The organism is Labrenzia sp. 5N (genome assembly GCF_012395805.1).
Classification (GTDB): Bacteria; Pseudomonadota; Alphaproteobacteria; order Rhizobiales; family Stappiaceae; genus Roseibium; species Roseibium algicola.
This window is the reverse complement of the sequence record NZ_JAAZTM010000027.1, coordinates 87,274-104,489: the sequence shown is the minus strand read 5'-3', so window position 1 is coordinate 104,489 and position 17,216 is coordinate 87,274. Positions and strand designations below refer to the sequence as shown.

Sequence of the window (17,216 nt, the reverse complement as noted above, 5' to 3'; positions counted from 1 at the left end):
TGTGCGAATTTCTCCTTAAATGAAGACTGTTGTTGTGGCAGGTCGCGATTATCAGACTGGTCGAATCGAAAGTTCGGTGTTCGTTCCAGCTAAGCGCAGGATTTATTGCAAATCTTGTTCTGGCCCCTATGCGCCAGAATCTGAACCGTGCTTTGGCATTCGCAGGCTTGGCGATTGAAGCATCGGGCCAACTCGTCTCGGCCAGCGCCGTTCAGACACTTTCGGAAGCCAGCAAGCGCGCCAGAGAACTGCGAGAAGACCTTGCGAGCCGAGGTGTCCACCCGGACGTTCTCAGTTTCTGCCGCGAAGAACTTCTCGCTGACAACTACTTCCACGCCGTCCTCGAGGCTGTAAAAAGCGTCGCGGAAAAAATTAGAACTCGAACGGGTCTAACTGATGACGGAGGAGTTCTCGTCGATCGCGCCTTCGGCGGTGACAGGCCGATGTTGGCGATCAACGCGCTGTCAACGGAAAGCGAGAAGAGCGAGCAAAAGGGCTTCTGCAATCTCCTGAAGGGCACTTTCGGTATGTTTCGCAACACGACCGCGCACGCGCCGCGAATCTATTGGAAGATGTCAAAGAAAGACGCAGAAGACCTGCTTTCCATGGTTTCGCTGATGCATCGGCGAATTGATGCAGCCACAACGCCGTCCCGGCTATAATCCAGCGTCATGCAGTTTTCCGCTCCACAGCAGCCGGTGGACAGAGGTTGCTGAAGCAGAGCGAATCAGTCGATTTTTTGAAGAATGTATCCAGGGAAGATTACTTCATTGCAATCGATTCCGGCCGTGATGGGCCTTAAGATTTCAATGTCTTCGCTGGTAGAGAAGATCACCTGTTGCCCGCGTTCTTTTGCGCCAGCAGCACGACCCAACAAGTTTTTGAAACTTGGACGTGACGATGACTGTTGACGCGGTTCATCGAATACGAGCAGACCCGGGTGGTTGGTCGTCTGTTCGCTGGATAGCTCGAGCAGGCCCATTTGGTAGGCCCATTTCAGACGAATCGCATCGCTCGCGGAAGTCTCAAACCCAATTTCAAATCCTTCCTTCTCGGGCCTGTAGCTGTCCTCAGAGATCGACAGTTCGGAGGGTGAAAATGTACTAAATCCGAAGTCTGCAGCTCGGCCCTGCACCAGCCGCGTCAAGCGACCAAGCTTATCTTTGTCGAGCGGAGAGAGCTTCTCTTTAGGAATCTCCGCTTGCTCTCGCAGAAGCTCAGTATAGGCCTCCTGCAAACCCCGAAACCGATCCAGCGCATCATCAAAAACGGCCTGCAGCGCCTCTAGGTCCCTCAATCTCGCTTCTGCCCGTATGCGTTCCTCGATAACGGCAGCCGAGGGGTTGGTACCTGGCGCTACCAACTCCGAACGAAGAAGTCGGATTTGGGTGTAGTGATCCGACAGTTGCCGGCCGACAGCAGAGAGTTGCTCCCTCCGGTCGTTCTCGTCCCTTTCCTCCCTAACGAGAATATCTTCGAACATTTTTTTCTGCGATCGGATGTACTCGATGTTGTCCGAAACCGGCATTATGACGGAGAGGGCTTCCTGCGCCAGCAATGTATCCGCGAGAGCCTGTTCGCAGGTCGGGCATCGATCCGGCGTCAATGCGGCAGTGACACCCGAGTACCTTTGCAGTCTTTGGACGTCGAGGTTCTTCTGAAGGTCTTCGTCGAGTGAAGCAATTCGCCTTCGCAGAGATTGTAAGTCAGCTAATTTCAGTTGCTGCAGTCCGTGAAGCCGAATTCTCTCAGCGTTCAAATCATCGACCCGCTGGGTCATCTGCTGCAGTTTTTGCGTAACTTCCTCCGACTGGTCTTCGACGTCTGGTACTGCCGTGGCGGCCAGGTCTGCTATGCTACCTCTGAGCTTGGAAGCAACCGCGTTTAGCGGTACCCAATTCGTCCCATCGGCCAATTGAATGTGAGCATTTGACAACGCACCGAGATCCGCAATAGGCGTCTCGCTGAGTGAAGCGATCCTGCCGCCGCCTCGCGCTACGAACCGCTCCAGATCTTGCCTGGTAACCGACCATACCTTCGAATTGGCTGCGACGCGCTCCGCCAATCGCTCGCGCTGCACTTCAAGCTTGTAAACATCGAGGTCCATGATGAATTCGACAGCCCGTTTGTGGACCTCTCGAATTCTCATGTAGGTGGGGATAGCAGCCGGGATTGCCGTCCAGCCAAATTTCTGTTCCACCCAGAAAAGTGGGAACACCGTCTCCAGATAGAGCTTCGTTTCTGGCGCATCATACCTTCGGACCTGCGGCAAATGCCATCCGAGGAAGCCTTCCAGAAAATGATGAAATCCGTCTTCCCTTTGGGCGGCTCCTGGATCCAGCACGAAGAAGTTTTGCCGTCTGAGATCATTGGTGCCCTCTGACAAGGCCGCTCCGAAATCTACTGATACCAATCTAGTATCTGTCGCCACTTTCACGCCGCGATGAACGGTGATGATTTGTTCCTCACCATTGGCGATTTCGAGCGAAACGCTCGACTCGATCACCTCAACACGCTTCTCCTCGTCTGTATTGAGGTAGCTTGTCATCGCGTGCGGTAACGGAATTTCTCTCCGAGGGCTCAACATTCGTTCCAGACCCAACGCGTATAACATCCCTTGCATACACGTCGATTTGCCCTTGGTGTTGTCCGCCCAGAGGACGGTCAATCCGGAAGTAAAAGGAACGTCGGCACCATAAACGCCATCCGTTGTGACAGCCCGCAACCTCAGGTGTCGAAAGCGCAACGTCATATCAAATCCTCCAAACGCCAGACCCGCTTCATCAACGCATCAGTCATTCGAGGCGCCACCTCGCTCAAAAACTTCGCTTCCTCGGCGAGCGTTTCTCCTTGCTTGACGATTGCCTGCGCCACTTTCACTCCCTTGTCGGTAAGTGAGATCGACGTTCCTTTGTCGATCTTGACCATGCCCAGAGCGTGCGCAAACGCCACAGCTCTATTCAGAGAGGGCTCGACACGCACCGAAACCTCGTTTGGGCGATACTCTCCCGAAAGAAGGCCTCGAACCTCTTCCCGGCCTTCTGGCAATCGCACAGAATGGGCAAGAAACTGAAGCTTTTGAAAGTTGGACTTCTTCCCGCGACTGTAAAACAGCGCGAGCATCAGGACCGCGATTCCCCATGACATTCGAAGGTCGCCAGGAACAGGGTCCGGTCGAGCTGTAAATGTGAATGATCCGCCCAGGATGGCGGTGCGAAATCGTGTTTCACTGGACATTGGGGAAATCCAGTGGACACCGCATGATCCATTCGCAAATTGACCCGTAGGCAATTTGTTCGGCATTCTCGGCAGAAAGGCTCGGGGCAGCTGTCCGCATTGCAGAGATGAGCGCGTCAAGCTCTGCATTCAAAACCTGTCCAGCTGTGTCGCCCGCTTGTGGGCCAGCGAACTGAAGGCGGCGGGCTCGGCTTTTGACCGCTGTAATGACCTTTTCGTGAAGTTCGGGCGAACTTGACCGCAACGCATCAAGCAACGCGTTGCCTTGTAAGAACGAGCGAACAGCTTCAGCCACGAACTCGTCCAATTGATCTGGTGAGGCGCGCTTTTTCAGCTTTTCGGTCGCGTTGGTCAAAAGGTTTGTAGACCCGACAGACCAGCTATCGACCTCCGATTGGGTCGGGGAAGGAATCGAAAGCGTAACCTTGGAAAGCGACGCCATACCACTCGCAACTGCTTCCGATGGAAAGGCGCCTGGATCCTGAATTGTCACCTCGAAAGCTGGGTCCAGCGAAACGCAACCTGCCTCCCTGAGGTCTTTCGTCTTCTTTGCGCAGTGGAGATTTACGTCTTTGCTATCGTGCAAAGGCGACATTAGCACCCAATGCTTGATCAGCGTGCCGTGAAACAACTTTCCAACCTCAACGTGATTTGCAATCAGCTTTCCGAGGTCGGTTGTTATCTTCTTCTTTTGCCTGTCCGCACGCGTGGCGATATCAACTGGCTCTTCGACGGCGTAGCATTGATAGGCGACAGCATCCGTCGTGCAGTAATAGTCGACTCCATAATCACCTTGGTGTGCGGCTGGTATTTTCTGCACATTTAAGGGACCATGACGGCCTTGAAGAAGACTGAGTGCAAAGTGCTCCCAATCGTCTGGGTTCCAAACCTGAACTGCACTCAACATTGTCACGAATATGCCCCCGCCCCGAATTCGGCAAGTCTATCTGTGATCGAGGATATTTCAATACGTGCAATCGTAGGTATATCGACCCTAGACGACGTCTAGCTCACAACACACCCCATGCTCGATAACGTCCCCTTCCCGTAATCTCGCGCACGCCGAGTTGGCCAATAAGGTTCAGAGCGCCACGCGGCGTGATCCTGGCCGCGTTGGCGAGCATCTGTGCCGACACGATCGGCCGTGACAACAGTTGCTCAATGGCGACGGGCAAACTACTTGTAGATCTCTTGCCGACAGCACGCCGCTCGAGCTGATGCTTTGCTAGCGTCAAACGATCAAGTTCCTTCATTCCCGCACCAACCGCAGCGATCATTGCTTCGAGGAAGGCACTCAGCCTGGTTGTTCTATCCCGCGCACGCCGCCGCTCACGAGGCATCTCTCGCAGCCCGACGGAGAAAGCCAGGAGATGTGATTGAACCTTTCCTCGCGATCTTAAGAAATCCGAAACGAGCACCTGCCCAAGCCAATGCTGCCGCTGAAGCGGTTCGAGCTGCTCCCAGCCATCCCAAAGAACCGCTGCGGCCAGGGTTGCCGGAAGTGTGTCAACTTTTCTGACCAACTCGAGCCATTCAGAGATCCGTTCGGCTTCGTCCCAATCAGGATCCCTGATGACCAACTCGCCCACAATGAGGTCTGGTTGCCGGGTTCTGGTAGATCCGGGGGGAACGGCTTCTACCAGCCAGCTGGTTTCCGCAAGCACCTCGTCGAACTCTGCCAATTCCGGAGGAAGCGCATCGTGCTCGTCCGTTTCGAGATCCCTCCCCTCTCCTCTCCTCTTGAGTTTTCTGGGAAGTTCATCCTCCTGTTCGGCAATCCCCGCAAAGGCAATGATCCCAGCCCGCGAGATCGCCCAACCTGGATTGTTTCTCATCGCCCGTCGTCTCGCCCGGACGATCCGGTGCGCAATGACAAGCTCGTGGCTTGGTGCGCGAACGTCCATCTTGGCGTCGTGCAGAACCAAGTCTTCCAGATGGACAAGTTCGCCGGCCACCCACATGTTGGAGACGGCCTCGAAGAAATCAGCCCGCTCTGCAAAGCCATGTCCGACCTCAGATCGGGCAACACGCTCATCAAGCCGTGCGAGTGCATCTTTGTGGCTTTTGCTTTGGCATTTCAATCGGGCAAATGTCATTGGTCTGTTAGGTTTAGCGTCTAGATGTGACGTGTTTTTTCGCTAACGATTTCAGTGACCCTCCGGTTTTGTCAAAACGATTGCACGATCAGGCGTCAACGGCCATCCGGTCGGTTTCGGACGCGCAATGGACGACGGCGCGTCGGATCGCCCGTGAACTTGACAGGATTCTCGATGGCTCAGGTCCAAGGCAGCCAGCCATTGCGCGGGCTGCGGCGGAGCTGCGCCTGTCGACGCGTCAGGTCTACAATCTGCTCGCCCGCTATCGCGGCGAACGCCGGGTGAGCGCGCTGGTACCGCGCAGTGCCGCAACCCGGCGCAAGCGGCTTTCGGAAGAGATCGAGGCCATCATCGCCGCGACGCTGCGTGCGCAGTGGCTGACGCTGGAGGCGCCGCCCCTTGCCCCGGCCGTCGCCGAGATCCGCGCCCGTTGTGAGGAAGCCGGACTTCCCCAACCCTCCTATGTTACGGTCGCCCGGCGGATCCCGGTGTTGTTTTCGCCCGAAGAGATCGCCGGGAAGCGGTCGGCCAATCCGAAGCACCTGCACCGGCTGAAGCCGCGGCCGGGCTATATTCAGGCAGCGCGTCCGCTCGACGTCTGCCAGATCGACCATACGCCGGCCGATATTCATTTCGTGGAGGTTGTCGACGGCAGCGGGCTGTTCGTCGGCCGGCCCTACCTGACGATCGTCACTGACGTGGCGACCCGTTGCATTCTCGGCTTCTGCCTCACTCTGGAAAAGCCTTCGGTCCTGTCCGTCGCGCTTTGCCTCGCCCAGGCGTTGTGCCCGAAAGACACATGGCTGGCCGCCCGCCGTCTCGATCATGCCTGGCCCATGTTCGGCCGGCCTCGGCTGCTCGTTACGGATTCCGCCCGGGAGTTCAAGGGACACGCATTCCAACGCGGCTGTGACGACTATTCTATCCGCATTCGCTATCGCGATCGGGGCCGGGTTCATCAGGGCGGTGTGGTCGAGCGGCTGCTGGGCAAGCTGAACGCGGTTCTCGCCGCCTGTCCAGGGTCGTCCGGGCGCTCGATTGCCGATCGCGACGACTATCCGTGCGCGCGGCGCGCCCGGCTGACCTTCGCGGAGCTGGAGCGGTGCGTGGCGCTCGCCGTGCTCGATCACAACTGCCAGGAAAATTCCAAGACGCTGAAGGTGCCGATGACGGAATGGCACCGTAACGCTGCAAGGCTGCCGCACTTCAGGGACGATCCGCAGGGCGTGCTCCTGTCGTTCCTGCCCGGAACAGAACGGCAATTGTCACCGCAGGGGATCAGCCTGTTTGCCTTGCACTACTACGCACCGTGGCTCGGCAGTTTCGTTCCACAGCGCGACCGGTTGGGAAAGCTGGACGTGCGCTACGATCCCCGTGACATCAGCCATGTCTATGTCCGGGATCCGGACACAAGGCGGTTTCGGCCCGTCGGCCGGCGCGATGGCGCGCTTGCATCCCTGACCCTGTGGGAGCATCAGGGCGAGCGCGTCCGCCGGCGTGCGGCAAACCACCGTTCAAGCGTGGCAAAAGTGGCGCTCCGCCGGGAAATCGCAACCGTTGTCCAAGCCGCAAAACCGTCGAAGCGCCAGTTGCGCGATGCCGTCCGCAGCGCCCACGCCGGCGCGGCGACAAAGCCCTATGACGCCCTGCAGGAGCCGGCACCGGGTCCCGCCGACCATCCCGTGCGCCGGAAGCGGACACTGCCGGTGGAGGATTGGTAGCCGGCCATGGCCGATCATCTGCTCGACCATGTCCGGCCGTATCTTGACCGGGACCCGGAGCAGCGGGTTGCCTATGTCCGCGCGCCGCGCTGGATCGGGCACCAGGTTGCCAGGGACGCCCACCGGCGGCTGGAGGAGTTGCTCTTGCGACCGCTGTCGTTGCGAACCCAGGGACTGATGTTGGTCGGGCCCTATGCCAATGGCAAGACAATGATCGCCGAGCGCTTCGCGGTCGAGCATCTGAGAACCTCGCCGGTTCAGAAGGTATGGGTCGTTCAGACACGCGAGGGGGCCGGTCTTGGTCACTTTTACGCCGGTCTTCTTCAGGCCCTGCGGGCGCCCTTCGGCGACTGTCGGCCTCACCGCCGGCAAGCCGAGCAAACCGATCATTTGCTGGCCAGTCTCAAACCGAAGGTGCTGATCTTCGACGAGTTCCATAATGCGCTGCGCGGCCGGACACGGGACATCGAGGCGGTGTTTGCGTTCCTGCGGCGGATCGGCCGCCAATATGATGTCTCTCCGGTTCTGATCGGAGAGGTGGCCGTCTACGACTTCGTCAACGCCACCAGCGAGATGGCGAGCCGGTTCGATCTTCTCGCCGTGCCGCGCTGGTCCTATGACGAGGCCTATCTCACGCTTCTGGACAGTCTCGAGGCGGCCTTGCCGCTGGCACGACCGTCGAACCTGTCGAACGAACCGTTGGCGCGGCGGATCTTCGGCCTTTCGGAGGGATTGATCGGTGAGATCGTCGCGATCGTCACCAAGGCGGCGGTTGCAGCCATCCGATCCGGAGAGGAGCGGATGACGCCGGCCGGAATCGATGCTCTGCGCCATGTGCCGATCTCGCAGCGTCGCAATCCGTTGCTGCGCGAGACCCTGCTGTGACGGTGACCGGCGGCCGCGGTCTGGAGATAGGCATCGGTGCGCACTACCGTGATGTCGTCTCGCAGCGGTGGCCGGTCATCGTCGCGCCGCAGTCCGAGGAGTTGCTGTCGAGCTGGCTGCATCGTCTGGCCATTGCCAACGGTGTTGCGCCCCGGGACTTCGCCCGGGTGCTCGGGCCAGGATCAGGGCCAGGATCAGGATTGTGGACGGCCTCTCTCGACCTCCGGCTTCCCGCGCCCGTTGCGGCCTGCCTCCTCACGCATACCGGGGTCTCGCGGCAGAAGCTCGTGGCAATGTCGCTGAAGCGCTCTGCCTGGCGTCCCCTGCTCCTGCCGCTTCGCAGCCGCGGACGCCGCGGCAGGTCGACCTGGCTGCAATACTGCCCTTGCTGTCTGGCCGAGGACGCCCAGCCGTATTTCCGCCGTCGCTGGCGGCTGGCGACGTGGATTTCCTGTCCGGACCATGGTTGCGGCTTGCGCGACCGATGCCGGTCCTGCGGCAGCGGCATTGCGGCGTCCGACCAGCCCGACCTCGCCCCGCAGCATCTGTGCGTCCGCTGCGGGTTCGATCTGCGCCGCGCGCCGAAGGTTGCCGTCAGCACGTCGGCGCGGCGGCTGGAGCGATGTATCGACGACATCTGCCGCCTGGAGGCGGTGACCGGAAGACTGACAGGAACTCTGACTGGAAATCTGGGCGGCAGCCCGCTCGTCCAGAGCCTCCAGCGTCTTCCCGCCATCGCTGGCCTTGCCCCAACATCGCCTTTATCAGGTCTGTCCACCTCGGCGCGCAGGCGCTGCTTCGAGCAGCTCGCCCGGACGCCCTGCACCTGGCTGACGGCCGGCGACGATGGTGTCGTCGTGCATTGGCGGCGCCTGATCCTGGCGGCGGGTGGAACCGGCGCCTTGATGGGGCAGCTCGTGAAGGCGTTGGAGCGGGGCAGGCACCTTCAGGCGTCACCGTCCCGCAGCGTACCGAAAGCGGACCTGCCCGCCCTGCTGGCCGCCTATCTTGACCTTAAGGTTCAGCCTCCCCGTCCCGATCTTCGTCTCCATCCTCTTGCTGCGCGAGCAGGTCCGTCTCGGGCACCTGACGGCTAAGCAGGCCGGCGTCCTCAAGCCGCTCGATGTCTGGCAGGTCGCGTAGCGTGTTCAGGCTGAACGCCGACAGGAAGTGTTTGGTCGTGACATAGGTATAAGGCGCGCCGGGCGTCGGACTGCGGGGACCGGTGCCGAGGAAGCCGGCGCTACGCAGGCCGGCGATGGTGTCGCGGCTGACCTCCTTGCCGAACAACTGGGTGAGCTCGCCGCGGGTGACCGGCTGCAGATAGGCGATCGCCGTCAGGACCGCGGCCTCGGTCCTGGAGAGTTTTTGGGCGGGGGACCGTACCGGCGCCTGTGCGGCGCGGATCACCGGGCCGAAGGGGCTCCGCGTGCGGTGCTGCCAGCCGCCGGCGACCGCGACAAGTTCGTAGGGGCGATCACGTAAATCTTCCTTCAGGTCGTCGATCAACAGGTCGATGCTGACCTCCTTGCCGACGACCCGGGCGAGGACTTCGCGGGAGACCGGCTCGGCGGAGGCAAAAATCACCGCTTCCGCCCGCAGCATCCACTCGCGCCAGCGCAGCTCCGGCGGCAGGTCAGCGAGCTCCCTGTCCAGGGGTATTTCTGCTTTTTGCTTTGCTGTCCGGCCCCGGGCCGTGGTTGAAGACATCACCCTCGTCCCTTCAAAGCCCGTAGATCCGGAAGGTAGCGCGGCCCGAGAGCTCTCGGACGGCTCCAAAGCTTTCCAGCCGGTCGAACAGGCGTGAGCTTGCCCACCGGGAAAGACCCGTGCCGGGCGCAGTCCCGGCAACCGCCGCCTCCTCGAGCAATTTCTGGTAGACGGCGTCAGCGCCTTTCGTCCGGATCTTCGGGGCGACTTCTAACAAACGATCGGTCCGCCGGGCGATGTCGCCGGCCGAGCGCAAGGCTGTCCGGGTGGCCTCGACGAGCGCCTGGCAAAGGGCCGCCGGAAAACCGGCCTCGCCCGGACGTAACCGTCCCCGGCCCCCTGGCGTGCGGAAGGAAGCGCCGTAACGCTGGCCCATCAGCAGCGGTACGCAAGAAACCCAGGACAGTTTTTGGGCGATCAGCCAGTCGGCGAGCGCGAAGGCGAGGATTTCGGCATCGGGGCGGGCGGACCAGATCGCTGTTATCAGCTCGGCGGCGGCGAATGGCGCCGCCCGGCCCGATTGCAGCGCGGCGTCGACCTGATCGAGGGACTGGGCCAGGTGCTCGTCCCAGGAAAACCCCATCAGCTCGGCGAGATCGGCCAGGAACGGCGTGGTGAGGGCGCCATTCCTGTTGGCCAGTTTGTTGAACGCCCCAAAAATCCGGCCGGCCGGGCCCGGGTCGTCGCCGGGGGCGGTCAGCAGGGCCGCGTCCATGAGCTCTGCCTGTTCCTCGCTGCGGCCCGAGAGCCGGACGGCGGCGGCCGCACACTCTAGCGCTTGCCGGGCGCGCCAGCAGCCGGCCCAGGCAGGATCCAAGCGGACCAAATCGTCGAGGGATTTCAAGGCAATGCCGGCGGCAAAGGCGGCGTCGGCTTCAGAGACGGGGGATCCCCGCGGCACGGCCCAGCCAGGCAGAGGGCCGGGGGGTGCAGAGCGGGCGGCGGGCGGAAGGGCAAGCGAATCCATGGCCGCAAGCTTACACGGCGCGTGCGGTTATGGCGATAAAAAGGCACAAAACCGCACCACCTGTCGGTGGATAAAAAAGAACGATAATGTTGCCTTATCGTTCGTTTTGCTCTTTATAGAAGAAATGGCCCAAATCAGCGACCAGAACCCCGAAAATCACGCCCAGGAGGACGCCGCGCCGTCTGACGGGTCGGCAGTGTCCACTGAGGAAGCCAAAGCACAGACGTCAGCCGGGCTCCCCTCCCCTCTCGCCGAAGCTACCGCCGGACTGCCGAGCCACCTGCAGGAACTCACCGAGCGCGCGCGCGGCTATGTCGAAGCCGCGTCCTCCGCCAACACGCGCCGCGCCTACGCCTCCGACTGGAAGCATTTTACCGCCTGGTGCCGGCGCCAGAATTTTGCGCCCCTGCCCCCGGATCCGCACGTGGTCGGGCTGTACATCACGGCCTGCGCCTCCGGCACCGTGGACCGCAGCGGCAAACCCGGTTCGGTCGCCACCATCGAGCGGCGGCTGTCGTCGCTGTCCTGGAACTACGCGCAGCGCGGCGGCGCAAGACTCGACCGCAAGGATCGCGCGATCGCCACCGTGCTCGCCGGCATCCGCAACAAGCACGCTTCCCCTCCCCGCCAAAAGGAGGCCCTCACGCCGGAAGACCTGATCGCCATGCTGGAAACGCTCGATCGCGACAGTCTGCGCGGTCTCAGGGACCGCGCCATGCTGCTGATCGGCTTTGCCGGCGGATTGCGCCGCTCGGAACTCACCGGCCTCGACCTTGGCCGCGACCAGACCGAAGACGGCCGCGGCTGGATCGAGGTCCTGGACAAGGGCCTGCTGCTGACGCTGCGCGGAAAGACCGGCTGGCGCGAGGTCGAAATCGGCCGCGGATCCTCCGATGCCACCTGCCCGGTCGTGGCGCTGGAGACCTGGATCCGCTTCGCCAGGATCGAAAAGGGCCCGCTGTTCCGGCGGGTGCGCCGCCAGGGCAAGGACGTCGGGCCGGATCGGCTGCATGACCAGGAGGTCGCGCGCCTCGTCAAGAAAGCGGCCCTGGCCGCCGGCGTGCGCGGCGATCTCAGCGAGGCGGATCGTGCCGGAAAGTTCGCGGGTCACTCGCTGCGCGCTGGCCTCGCCTCGTCCGCCGAGGTTGAAGAACGCTATGTGCAGAAGCAGCTCGGTCATGCCTCGGCGGAAATGACCCGCAAATACCAGCGCCGGCGGGACCGCTTCCGGGTCAACCTCACCAAAGCGGCCGGATTGTGAACGCCCCTGCCCTGCTCTCCGCATGAAACCGCAAAGTAAAATTCGGCGGTCTGGCGTTCAGCTTACGGCTTCAATTGAAATCGGCAGCTAAAAGCCACAATCTTCAGCCGCCGATATCGGCTTCAAGAGAGCCTCGAGGCTCAACTTTCCAATTTCATAAGGCATTGTTTTTTCGTGTCTTACGCATTTATGCGGAAGCTACCACGAATTTAACTTCCGTCATAGACTGCCCCGTAAACTCGCGTTCGCCGATATGCAGTCTGAGGCCTTCTGAATTGAACAAATGCCCGGCAGTCCGCGCTCAGGTCGACGAGAGGGCCCGGTTTTCCTGGGGTTTTGACGGTTCGGGTCGTGGAAAAGGCACTCAAAAGACGTTTACAAACGATCGGTTATCCGTATCTTCTTTAATTGGAAACTTCCTCTCTTATCGGCTCTCAGGCGTCCCAAATGGCCAAATCAGCGCTCAAACAGTCTTCTCATCGACCTGAGGGACGGCTTATTGGCTACGCGCGCGTCTCCACGGAGGAACAGGCGACAGAGGCGCAGGAACTGGAATTGCGTTCGGCGGGCTGCGAGATAATCGTGGAGGAATACGGTTCCGGCGCCTCACGCGCTCGTCCTGCCCTCGCCAGGCTCGTTCGGGAGATCGATGCCGGCGAGACGCTGGTCGTCGTCCGGCTTGACCGTCTCGCCCGCTCAGTGAACCATCTTTTAGAAGTGATCGACGATCTGAATGCAAAGGGAGCGCATTTTCGCTCACTGAGCGACCCGATCGACACGACGACACCTCAGGGCATGTTCTCGCTGCAGGTTCTGGGTGCTGTCGCGCAGCTCGAGCGCGCCTTGATCTCCGAGCGCACCAAGGCCGGCATCAAGGCCGCAAAGGCGAAGGGGAAGTTACCCGGCAATCCAGGAATTCGAGAGCGCAGACCTGAAGCGCTTGCCAAGATGACGGCCGCTCAAAAGGCGGCCTATGGTGCACGCATCCAGGCAAGTGCAAGTCAGTGGCTTCCAATTGTCCGGCGCATGCGTCCCTATCACACCTGGGACGATATCTCACGGTTTCTCAAAAACCGTGGATTTGACTGGACGCCCGAACGGCTTCGGCGCGCGGTGAAGTGGATGGTCACAGAGGGAATGGCGGACAAGGCCCTGCTCAGCAAGTCGCCTCCGCGCCCGCCGGAAGACCGGCTGATGACGCTGGTCGCCGGCATTCATTCGTCCAATCCGGAGCTGACATTGCGCGAAATCGCCGGTCAGCTCGAACGCCTGCACGAGCGTACACCCCGCGGTGGGACAAAATGGTCGCCTTCTTCCGTCAAGAACCTCATCGACCGGGCAAAGCGGACTGGTTTGCTCGAAGCAGTTTGAGTCCCAGATCGGAACTCCGGCGCAAATTGCCCGCCCAGACCCTGCGGACGAAGTCTCCGTGCGTTTGATTTCAACCGGTCGGAAAACTGGCGCCGGCACTGATCTCCGTTCAGACCTCACCATGGTCTCACACCAGCCCATGCAGGGATTTGTGGAGGTGGAGTTTGCCCTCCCCAGCCCTGTCGATCATGGCGCGGAAATATCCGCCGGGCGAGGCAATGTGCTCCGGATCCCGCAGCGCCTTTTCGGCGACAACCGCAAGGCAGGCCGCGGCCAGATATCTGCCTTGCCGCTCGACAGCGAGCTGATATCCGGACGGACTGAGGCCGATCAGCATGCGCAACTGCTCGGCAGCTCCACAAAGAGCCGGCCAACTGCTCAGACCGACCCCCAATTCTGCCTGTACCGATGAACATGCCGACTGAATGAGCCCTATGGAAACACCATCCAGGTTGGTTTCGGGAAACTTGCCTGCGCCTCCCCTTCCCACTTGTGATTTCGGCTGTTGTGTTTCCGTGCGCCCGCCGCAAGGCTCTTTTTCAAGAGCCATTTCAACGGCGAAGCCGTTGTCAGAAGTAAATTCAATGTCTTGCTCGTTAGAGCAAGTCCGTTGAGGATTACTTTCAAGGGAGTCGGTTGGGGTTGTAATAAATAAAGGGCTGACATCAATGTCACCCGCGCATGACATTTTATCCTTATTTTTCAACGAATGTGCTTCATGGAGAGCCAGGACCTGCGCATAGAGCGATTCCAGAAGTGCCGCCTTCTCCACCACATTCAATTCGTCCCGGATCACAATCGCCTGGGCTCGGGCAGCAAACCCGTGAAATTCTGCAGGCTCCAGTTCGGCCATGTCGGCGATCGCCCGTGAAAACCGTGTAACAGCCCGCCTGGCTTCCTGCTCGGCCTTGATACGGCGCTGGAATGCATCCGCCTGAACCTTGAAGGCCTCCAGATTGAAGCACGCAGGGCTAAAGTCCAGACCGTAGGCCTGCTCCAGAGCCCCTTCTGAACCGCGATAGACATAGCGTCGCCCGGTCGGACTGTCCCGATAGGCAAGCACTCCGGCTTCGACGAGTTTCTTCAGGCAGCGCGTGACAGTGCGCGTGGTGCGCCGAGTGTATTCGGCAAGACGCTGATTTGAGATCGCCACTACCGGCCGCTTTCCGGCCTGGAAATCGTCGGGCTGCACAAGACCCAGGAGAATATCCAGGACATGATAAGCCGTGCCATCGATACCAAGCGCCGGCGCAACGCGTTTCAGAACCAGGGAGATTTCCTTTTTGGTGACCTTCGGCCGGTCTTCCTGGGACGCCAGATGCGCGCTCGCAAGAATCCCGGCAGACACCTTGCGAAAACTCGCAATCTGCTGGGTCGAAGACATAAGTCCTCCTTTGCCGGAAGCGCATAAACGCGACCGAGCACTGAATTTTCAGATGCGAGACAAGCTGGAAGACGCAAGAAATCGTGCTCTGCTGCGAGACAGAACTTGCGTTGCGCTGCGAGTGATTCTAGAATCAGAGCTGCTAGACCGAGATCATAGGCACTCGTGCTTATCTCAACGAGGACCCGCCCACGTGGCGGGTTCTTTGTTTCATGCTTTTATTTGCTCGCTTGTTTCCCTTCGCCTTTTTTGAACTCTTCAATCAACGCCGTCATCTTGTCTGCGACAAACTGAGCAAAAGCCGGCTCTTTCTTCGCATCTAGGAAGATTTTGACAGCGTTGCTGGACTGCTCCATCGTTCCGAACGAGCGACCTTCGTTCTCCAATCGAGACTTTTCAGCTCTGGATTTCGTCGTCCTGAACTTGTCTGCTTTTTCAGCTGTCCGATAAGCCAGTTCGAAACGCTTGTTGGAGTCAGCCCCTTTCCACACTGCGCTTTCGGGTAGAGCACGCACCGCTTCGAGAATCGAAGACTTCTTTGCACCTCGATCAGCGAGGCTCGCAAAAGCCTCCCAACGATTTCGGCCGATCTTGGGGGCAGGTCCAATCAAACGAAAGATATCAGCTGGCACCAAAGCGACGATTGCAGACATTTTCGAAATCGTTGTGTCAGAGGCAACTCCAACAGACTTGGCTACAAGCTTACGCGTGAAACCGGCTTCCAAAAGGGCGACTGCGTATACCGCCTGCTCAATGAAGGACAGGTTCTTTCGTTCATTATTTTCAAGACCTTGAGCAATGACAAGCTCTTCGTCAGAAAGTTCTTGAACGTAAGCTTTCACCTTTTGCCCAAGAACCATGCAAGCACGATTGCGCCGCGCTCCATACGCCAGTTGGTACTGACCATTTTCTGCCGGATGTGGACGGACAAGGATGGGGAGTCGTTGGCCTTCTTCCTTAATGGAAGTCACCAGGCTTCGAAAATCCGGGTCATCGTCGGTCCATTCAAGACGGTCTTGAATGATGGAAGCCCGCACGGTGATGGGGTCGAGTTCAACGGTTTGGGATTTTTCAAGCTCGGCTTTCAGCCGCAGGTTTTCTTCTTCGATGCTTGCAAAACTCGCCTGCAGTGCTTTCGTCGGAGCAGTCGTCATGGGCCGACTCGTAGTCTTGTCCGATTTCTCGGCTTCAGCTTGTTTGGCAAGTTCGTTCGGGTCTACGGCACCAAACATGCCGGCAAGGCGTTTCGCCCGGTTGGATGCTTTGTTCATGAGCGTCCCCAGACTTTCAGGATCTCTTGGAAGATCTCAGTGTTGGCAGCATTTACGGATTCTATGGCGCGATTGTACGTGTCGCGTCCGACAGACCCTTTTTCGAGTTCGTACAACGTTTTGTTTTCCAGACCGGCATTTGTGATCGCAGTGGTCTCTACAACTGCAGCAGTCAAGACGCTTTCTCCAAAGAGAGACCGAAGCATCGCTGCAATATTCACCTGTGGAACATCGTGGGGAATATGTCTGGTCAAAAGAAACCGCATGAACTCATGATCGACAGGCGCACCAAAGTGAGCCATTTGTTCCAGCATTTCGTCCATCATGTACAAAAACTGGTTCATACTTGCGACGTCGATCATCGCGGACTGTACAGGGATAATTAGCCCGGTAGCGGCAAATACAGCGTTTAATGTCAGATACGACAATTGCGGTGGCGCATCGATTACGACTACATCGTAACGATCCTCCACGCTTCTCAGTGCAGTCGCCAACCGGCGAATAAAGTATTCGTCTCCCACGTATTTGTTGCTGATGATGGCGGCTGGCGTTTCGTAATCGAAATACTGCAGCTCGCTCTGGCCTGGAACAAGATCCAGGCCCGCAAAGTAGGTCGGTCGAATTACCTCCGGAAGTGGCCGACGTTCATCATCGTAACGCAGAACGCCAAACACCGTTTCGTTGTCGCCTACTTCCAAGACCGGCTGAACACCCAGCATCTCCGTCAGACTTGCTTGTGTATCAAGGTCGATTGCGAGAACGCGGAGGCCTTGCAACGCGAGAAACTGAGCCAAGTGCAAAGCAGTCGTCGTTTTCGCGCAGCCACCTTTGAAATTGGCGATCGCGACAATTTGCATTCCGTCATCTTTACGACGACGCGGATCAAACTGTAGGGACTGTCCGGGACGTTTTTCGGCCAGGAACGATCGAAGTTCATTGATCTGATCGAGTGTGTACATGCGCCGGTTCCCATCAGACCGCGCCGGTTGCGGACCTTCATTGTCGAGCGACATTTGCCGCAAGGTTGCGGGCGCGATGCCAATCAGGTCCGAAACTTCAGATGAGGAAAACGATCGCAAGTGCTTACGCGACTCCGGAGGATAATTCTGTTGCCAGTTGTTTTTGATTTGCTGGCTCAATAGTGACGAAAAACGCGCAATTTTTCCCCTTGTTGAGTTGGGGTCCAATTCCTTGTCAGAAATTGCGGCTTCTTCTGTCATTATCCACTCCGACGCAAAAATTTGAAAAACACGGAAATAAGCGTCAGAGCGAACTAAGAGCGAATTAGTGATTCCTGTCAATGGCTTTTTAGT

15 protein-coding genes are annotated in these 17,216 nt (G+C 59.1%); 6 read left to right on the top strand and 9 right to left on the bottom strand.

Annotation, left to right across the window (positions count from 1 at the left end):
* Positions 1-32: 32 nt before the first annotated feature.
* Positions 33-662, top strand: coding sequence for a TIGR02391 family protein (locus tag HEP89_RS29495; RefSeq protein WP_228873471.1), 630 nt, complete (start codon positions 33-35; stop codon positions 660-662).
* A 65-nt stretch (positions 663-727) separates the two neighbouring features.
* Here the strand turns inward: HEP89_RS29495 and HEP89_RS29490 are convergent, their stop codons facing one another.
* The 4 genes from HEP89_RS29490 to HEP89_RS29475 form a co-directional block, all read right to left on the bottom strand.
* Complete coding sequence (locus HEP89_RS29490; RefSeq protein ID WP_075284028.1) at positions 728-2,752, bottom strand: hypothetical protein; 2,025 nt, start codon at positions 2,750-2,752, stop codon at positions 728-730.
* Complete coding sequence (locus HEP89_RS29485; protein ID WP_075284027.1) at positions 2,749-3,237, bottom strand: hypothetical protein; 489 nt, start codon at positions 3,235-3,237, stop codon at positions 2,749-2,751. Before HEP89_RS29485 ends, HEP89_RS29490 begins: the two co-directional genes overlap by 4 nt.
* The gene (locus HEP89_RS29480) at positions 3,227-4,144 is read right to left on the bottom strand and encodes a hypothetical protein (protein ID WP_075284026.1); all 918 of its coding nucleotides are present in this window, start codon (positions 4,142-4,144) and stop codon (positions 3,227-3,229) included. Before HEP89_RS29480 ends, HEP89_RS29485 begins: the two co-directional genes overlap by 11 nt.
* A 103-nt stretch (positions 4,145-4,247) precedes the next feature.
* Complete coding sequence (locus HEP89_RS29475; RefSeq protein WP_168693815.1) at positions 4,248-5,333, bottom strand: RHE_PE00001 family protein; 1,086 nt, start codon at positions 5,331-5,333, stop codon at positions 4,248-4,250.
* Positions 5,334-5,401: 68 nt separating this feature from the next.
* Between HEP89_RS29475 and HEP89_RS29470 the strand changes: the two genes are divergently transcribed.
* The 3 genes from HEP89_RS29470 to HEP89_RS29460 are packed head-to-tail and all read left to right on the top strand — an operon-like array spanning position 5,402 to position 9,036.
* Positions 5,402-7,054: a Mu transposase C-terminal domain-containing protein gene (locus tag HEP89_RS29470; protein ID WP_168693814.1), complete on the top strand. Its 1,653-nt coding sequence runs from the start codon at positions 5,402-5,404 to the stop codon at positions 7,052-7,054.
* Positions 7,055-7,060: 6 nt separating this feature from the next.
* Complete coding sequence (locus HEP89_RS29465; protein ID WP_168693813.1) at positions 7,061-7,939, top strand: TniB family NTP-binding protein; 879 nt, start codon at positions 7,061-7,063, stop codon at positions 7,937-7,939.
* Positions 7,936-9,036 (top strand): TniQ family protein, encoded by a 1,101-nt coding sequence (locus HEP89_RS29460; protein WP_168693812.1) that lies wholly within the window; start codon positions 7,936-7,938, stop codon positions 9,034-9,036. The genes HEP89_RS29465 and HEP89_RS29460 overlap by 4 nt, the downstream gene beginning before the upstream one ends.
* On the opposite strand, the gene HEP89_RS29455 is transcribed toward HEP89_RS29460, so the two are convergent.
* Together HEP89_RS29455 and HEP89_RS29450 are read right to left on the bottom strand one after the other, a co-directional pair.
* On the bottom strand, positions 8,954-9,649 hold the full coding sequence (locus HEP89_RS29455; protein ID WP_168693811.1) for an SMC-Scp complex subunit ScpB: 696 nt from the start codon (positions 9,647-9,649) through the stop codon (positions 8,954-8,956). The two genes, HEP89_RS29460 and HEP89_RS29455, sit on opposite strands and share 83 nt — an antisense overlap.
* A 13-nt stretch (positions 9,650-9,662) precedes the next feature.
* Positions 9,663-10,616, bottom strand: a complete 954-nt coding sequence (locus HEP89_RS29450) for a DUF1403 family protein (RefSeq protein ID WP_168693810.1) — start codon at positions 10,614-10,616, stop codon at positions 9,663-9,665.
* Positions 10,617-10,740: 124 nt separating this feature from the next.
* On the opposite strand from HEP89_RS29450, the gene HEP89_RS29445 reads away from it, so the two are divergent.
* Together HEP89_RS29445 and HEP89_RS29440 are read left to right on the top strand one after the other, a co-directional pair.
* A complete protein-coding gene (locus tag HEP89_RS29445; protein ID WP_168693825.1) occupies positions 10,741-11,877 on the top strand; it encodes a site-specific integrase in 1,137 nt (378 codons plus the stop codon).
* 447 nt (positions 11,878-12,324) lie between these two features.
* Positions 12,325-13,248 carry a recombinase family protein gene (locus HEP89_RS29440; protein WP_075284024.1) on the top strand — a complete coding sequence of 308 codons (924 nt, stop codon included), beginning with the start codon at positions 12,325-12,327 and terminating at the stop codon, positions 13,246-13,248.
* A 127-nt stretch (positions 13,249-13,375) separates the two neighbouring features.
* Here the strand turns inward: HEP89_RS29440 and repC are convergent, their stop codons facing one another.
* The 3 genes from repC to repA form a co-directional block, all read right to left on the bottom strand.
* On the bottom strand, positions 13,376-14,632 hold the full coding sequence (gene repC / locus HEP89_RS29435) for a plasmid replication protein RepC (protein ID WP_075284023.1): 1,257 nt from the start codon (positions 14,630-14,632) through the stop codon (positions 13,376-13,378).
* 218 nt (positions 14,633-14,850) lie between these two features.
* Complete coding sequence (gene repB, locus HEP89_RS29430; RefSeq protein WP_083660788.1) at positions 14,851-15,903, bottom strand: plasmid partitioning protein RepB; 1,053 nt, start codon at positions 15,901-15,903, stop codon at positions 14,851-14,853.
* Positions 15,900-17,123: a plasmid partitioning protein RepA gene (gene repA, locus HEP89_RS29425; RefSeq protein WP_075284022.1), complete on the bottom strand. Its 1,224-nt coding sequence runs from the start codon at positions 17,121-17,123 to the stop codon at positions 15,900-15,902. Before repA ends, repB begins: the two co-directional genes overlap by 4 nt.
* Between the last annotated feature and the right edge of the window lie 93 nt (positions 17,124-17,216).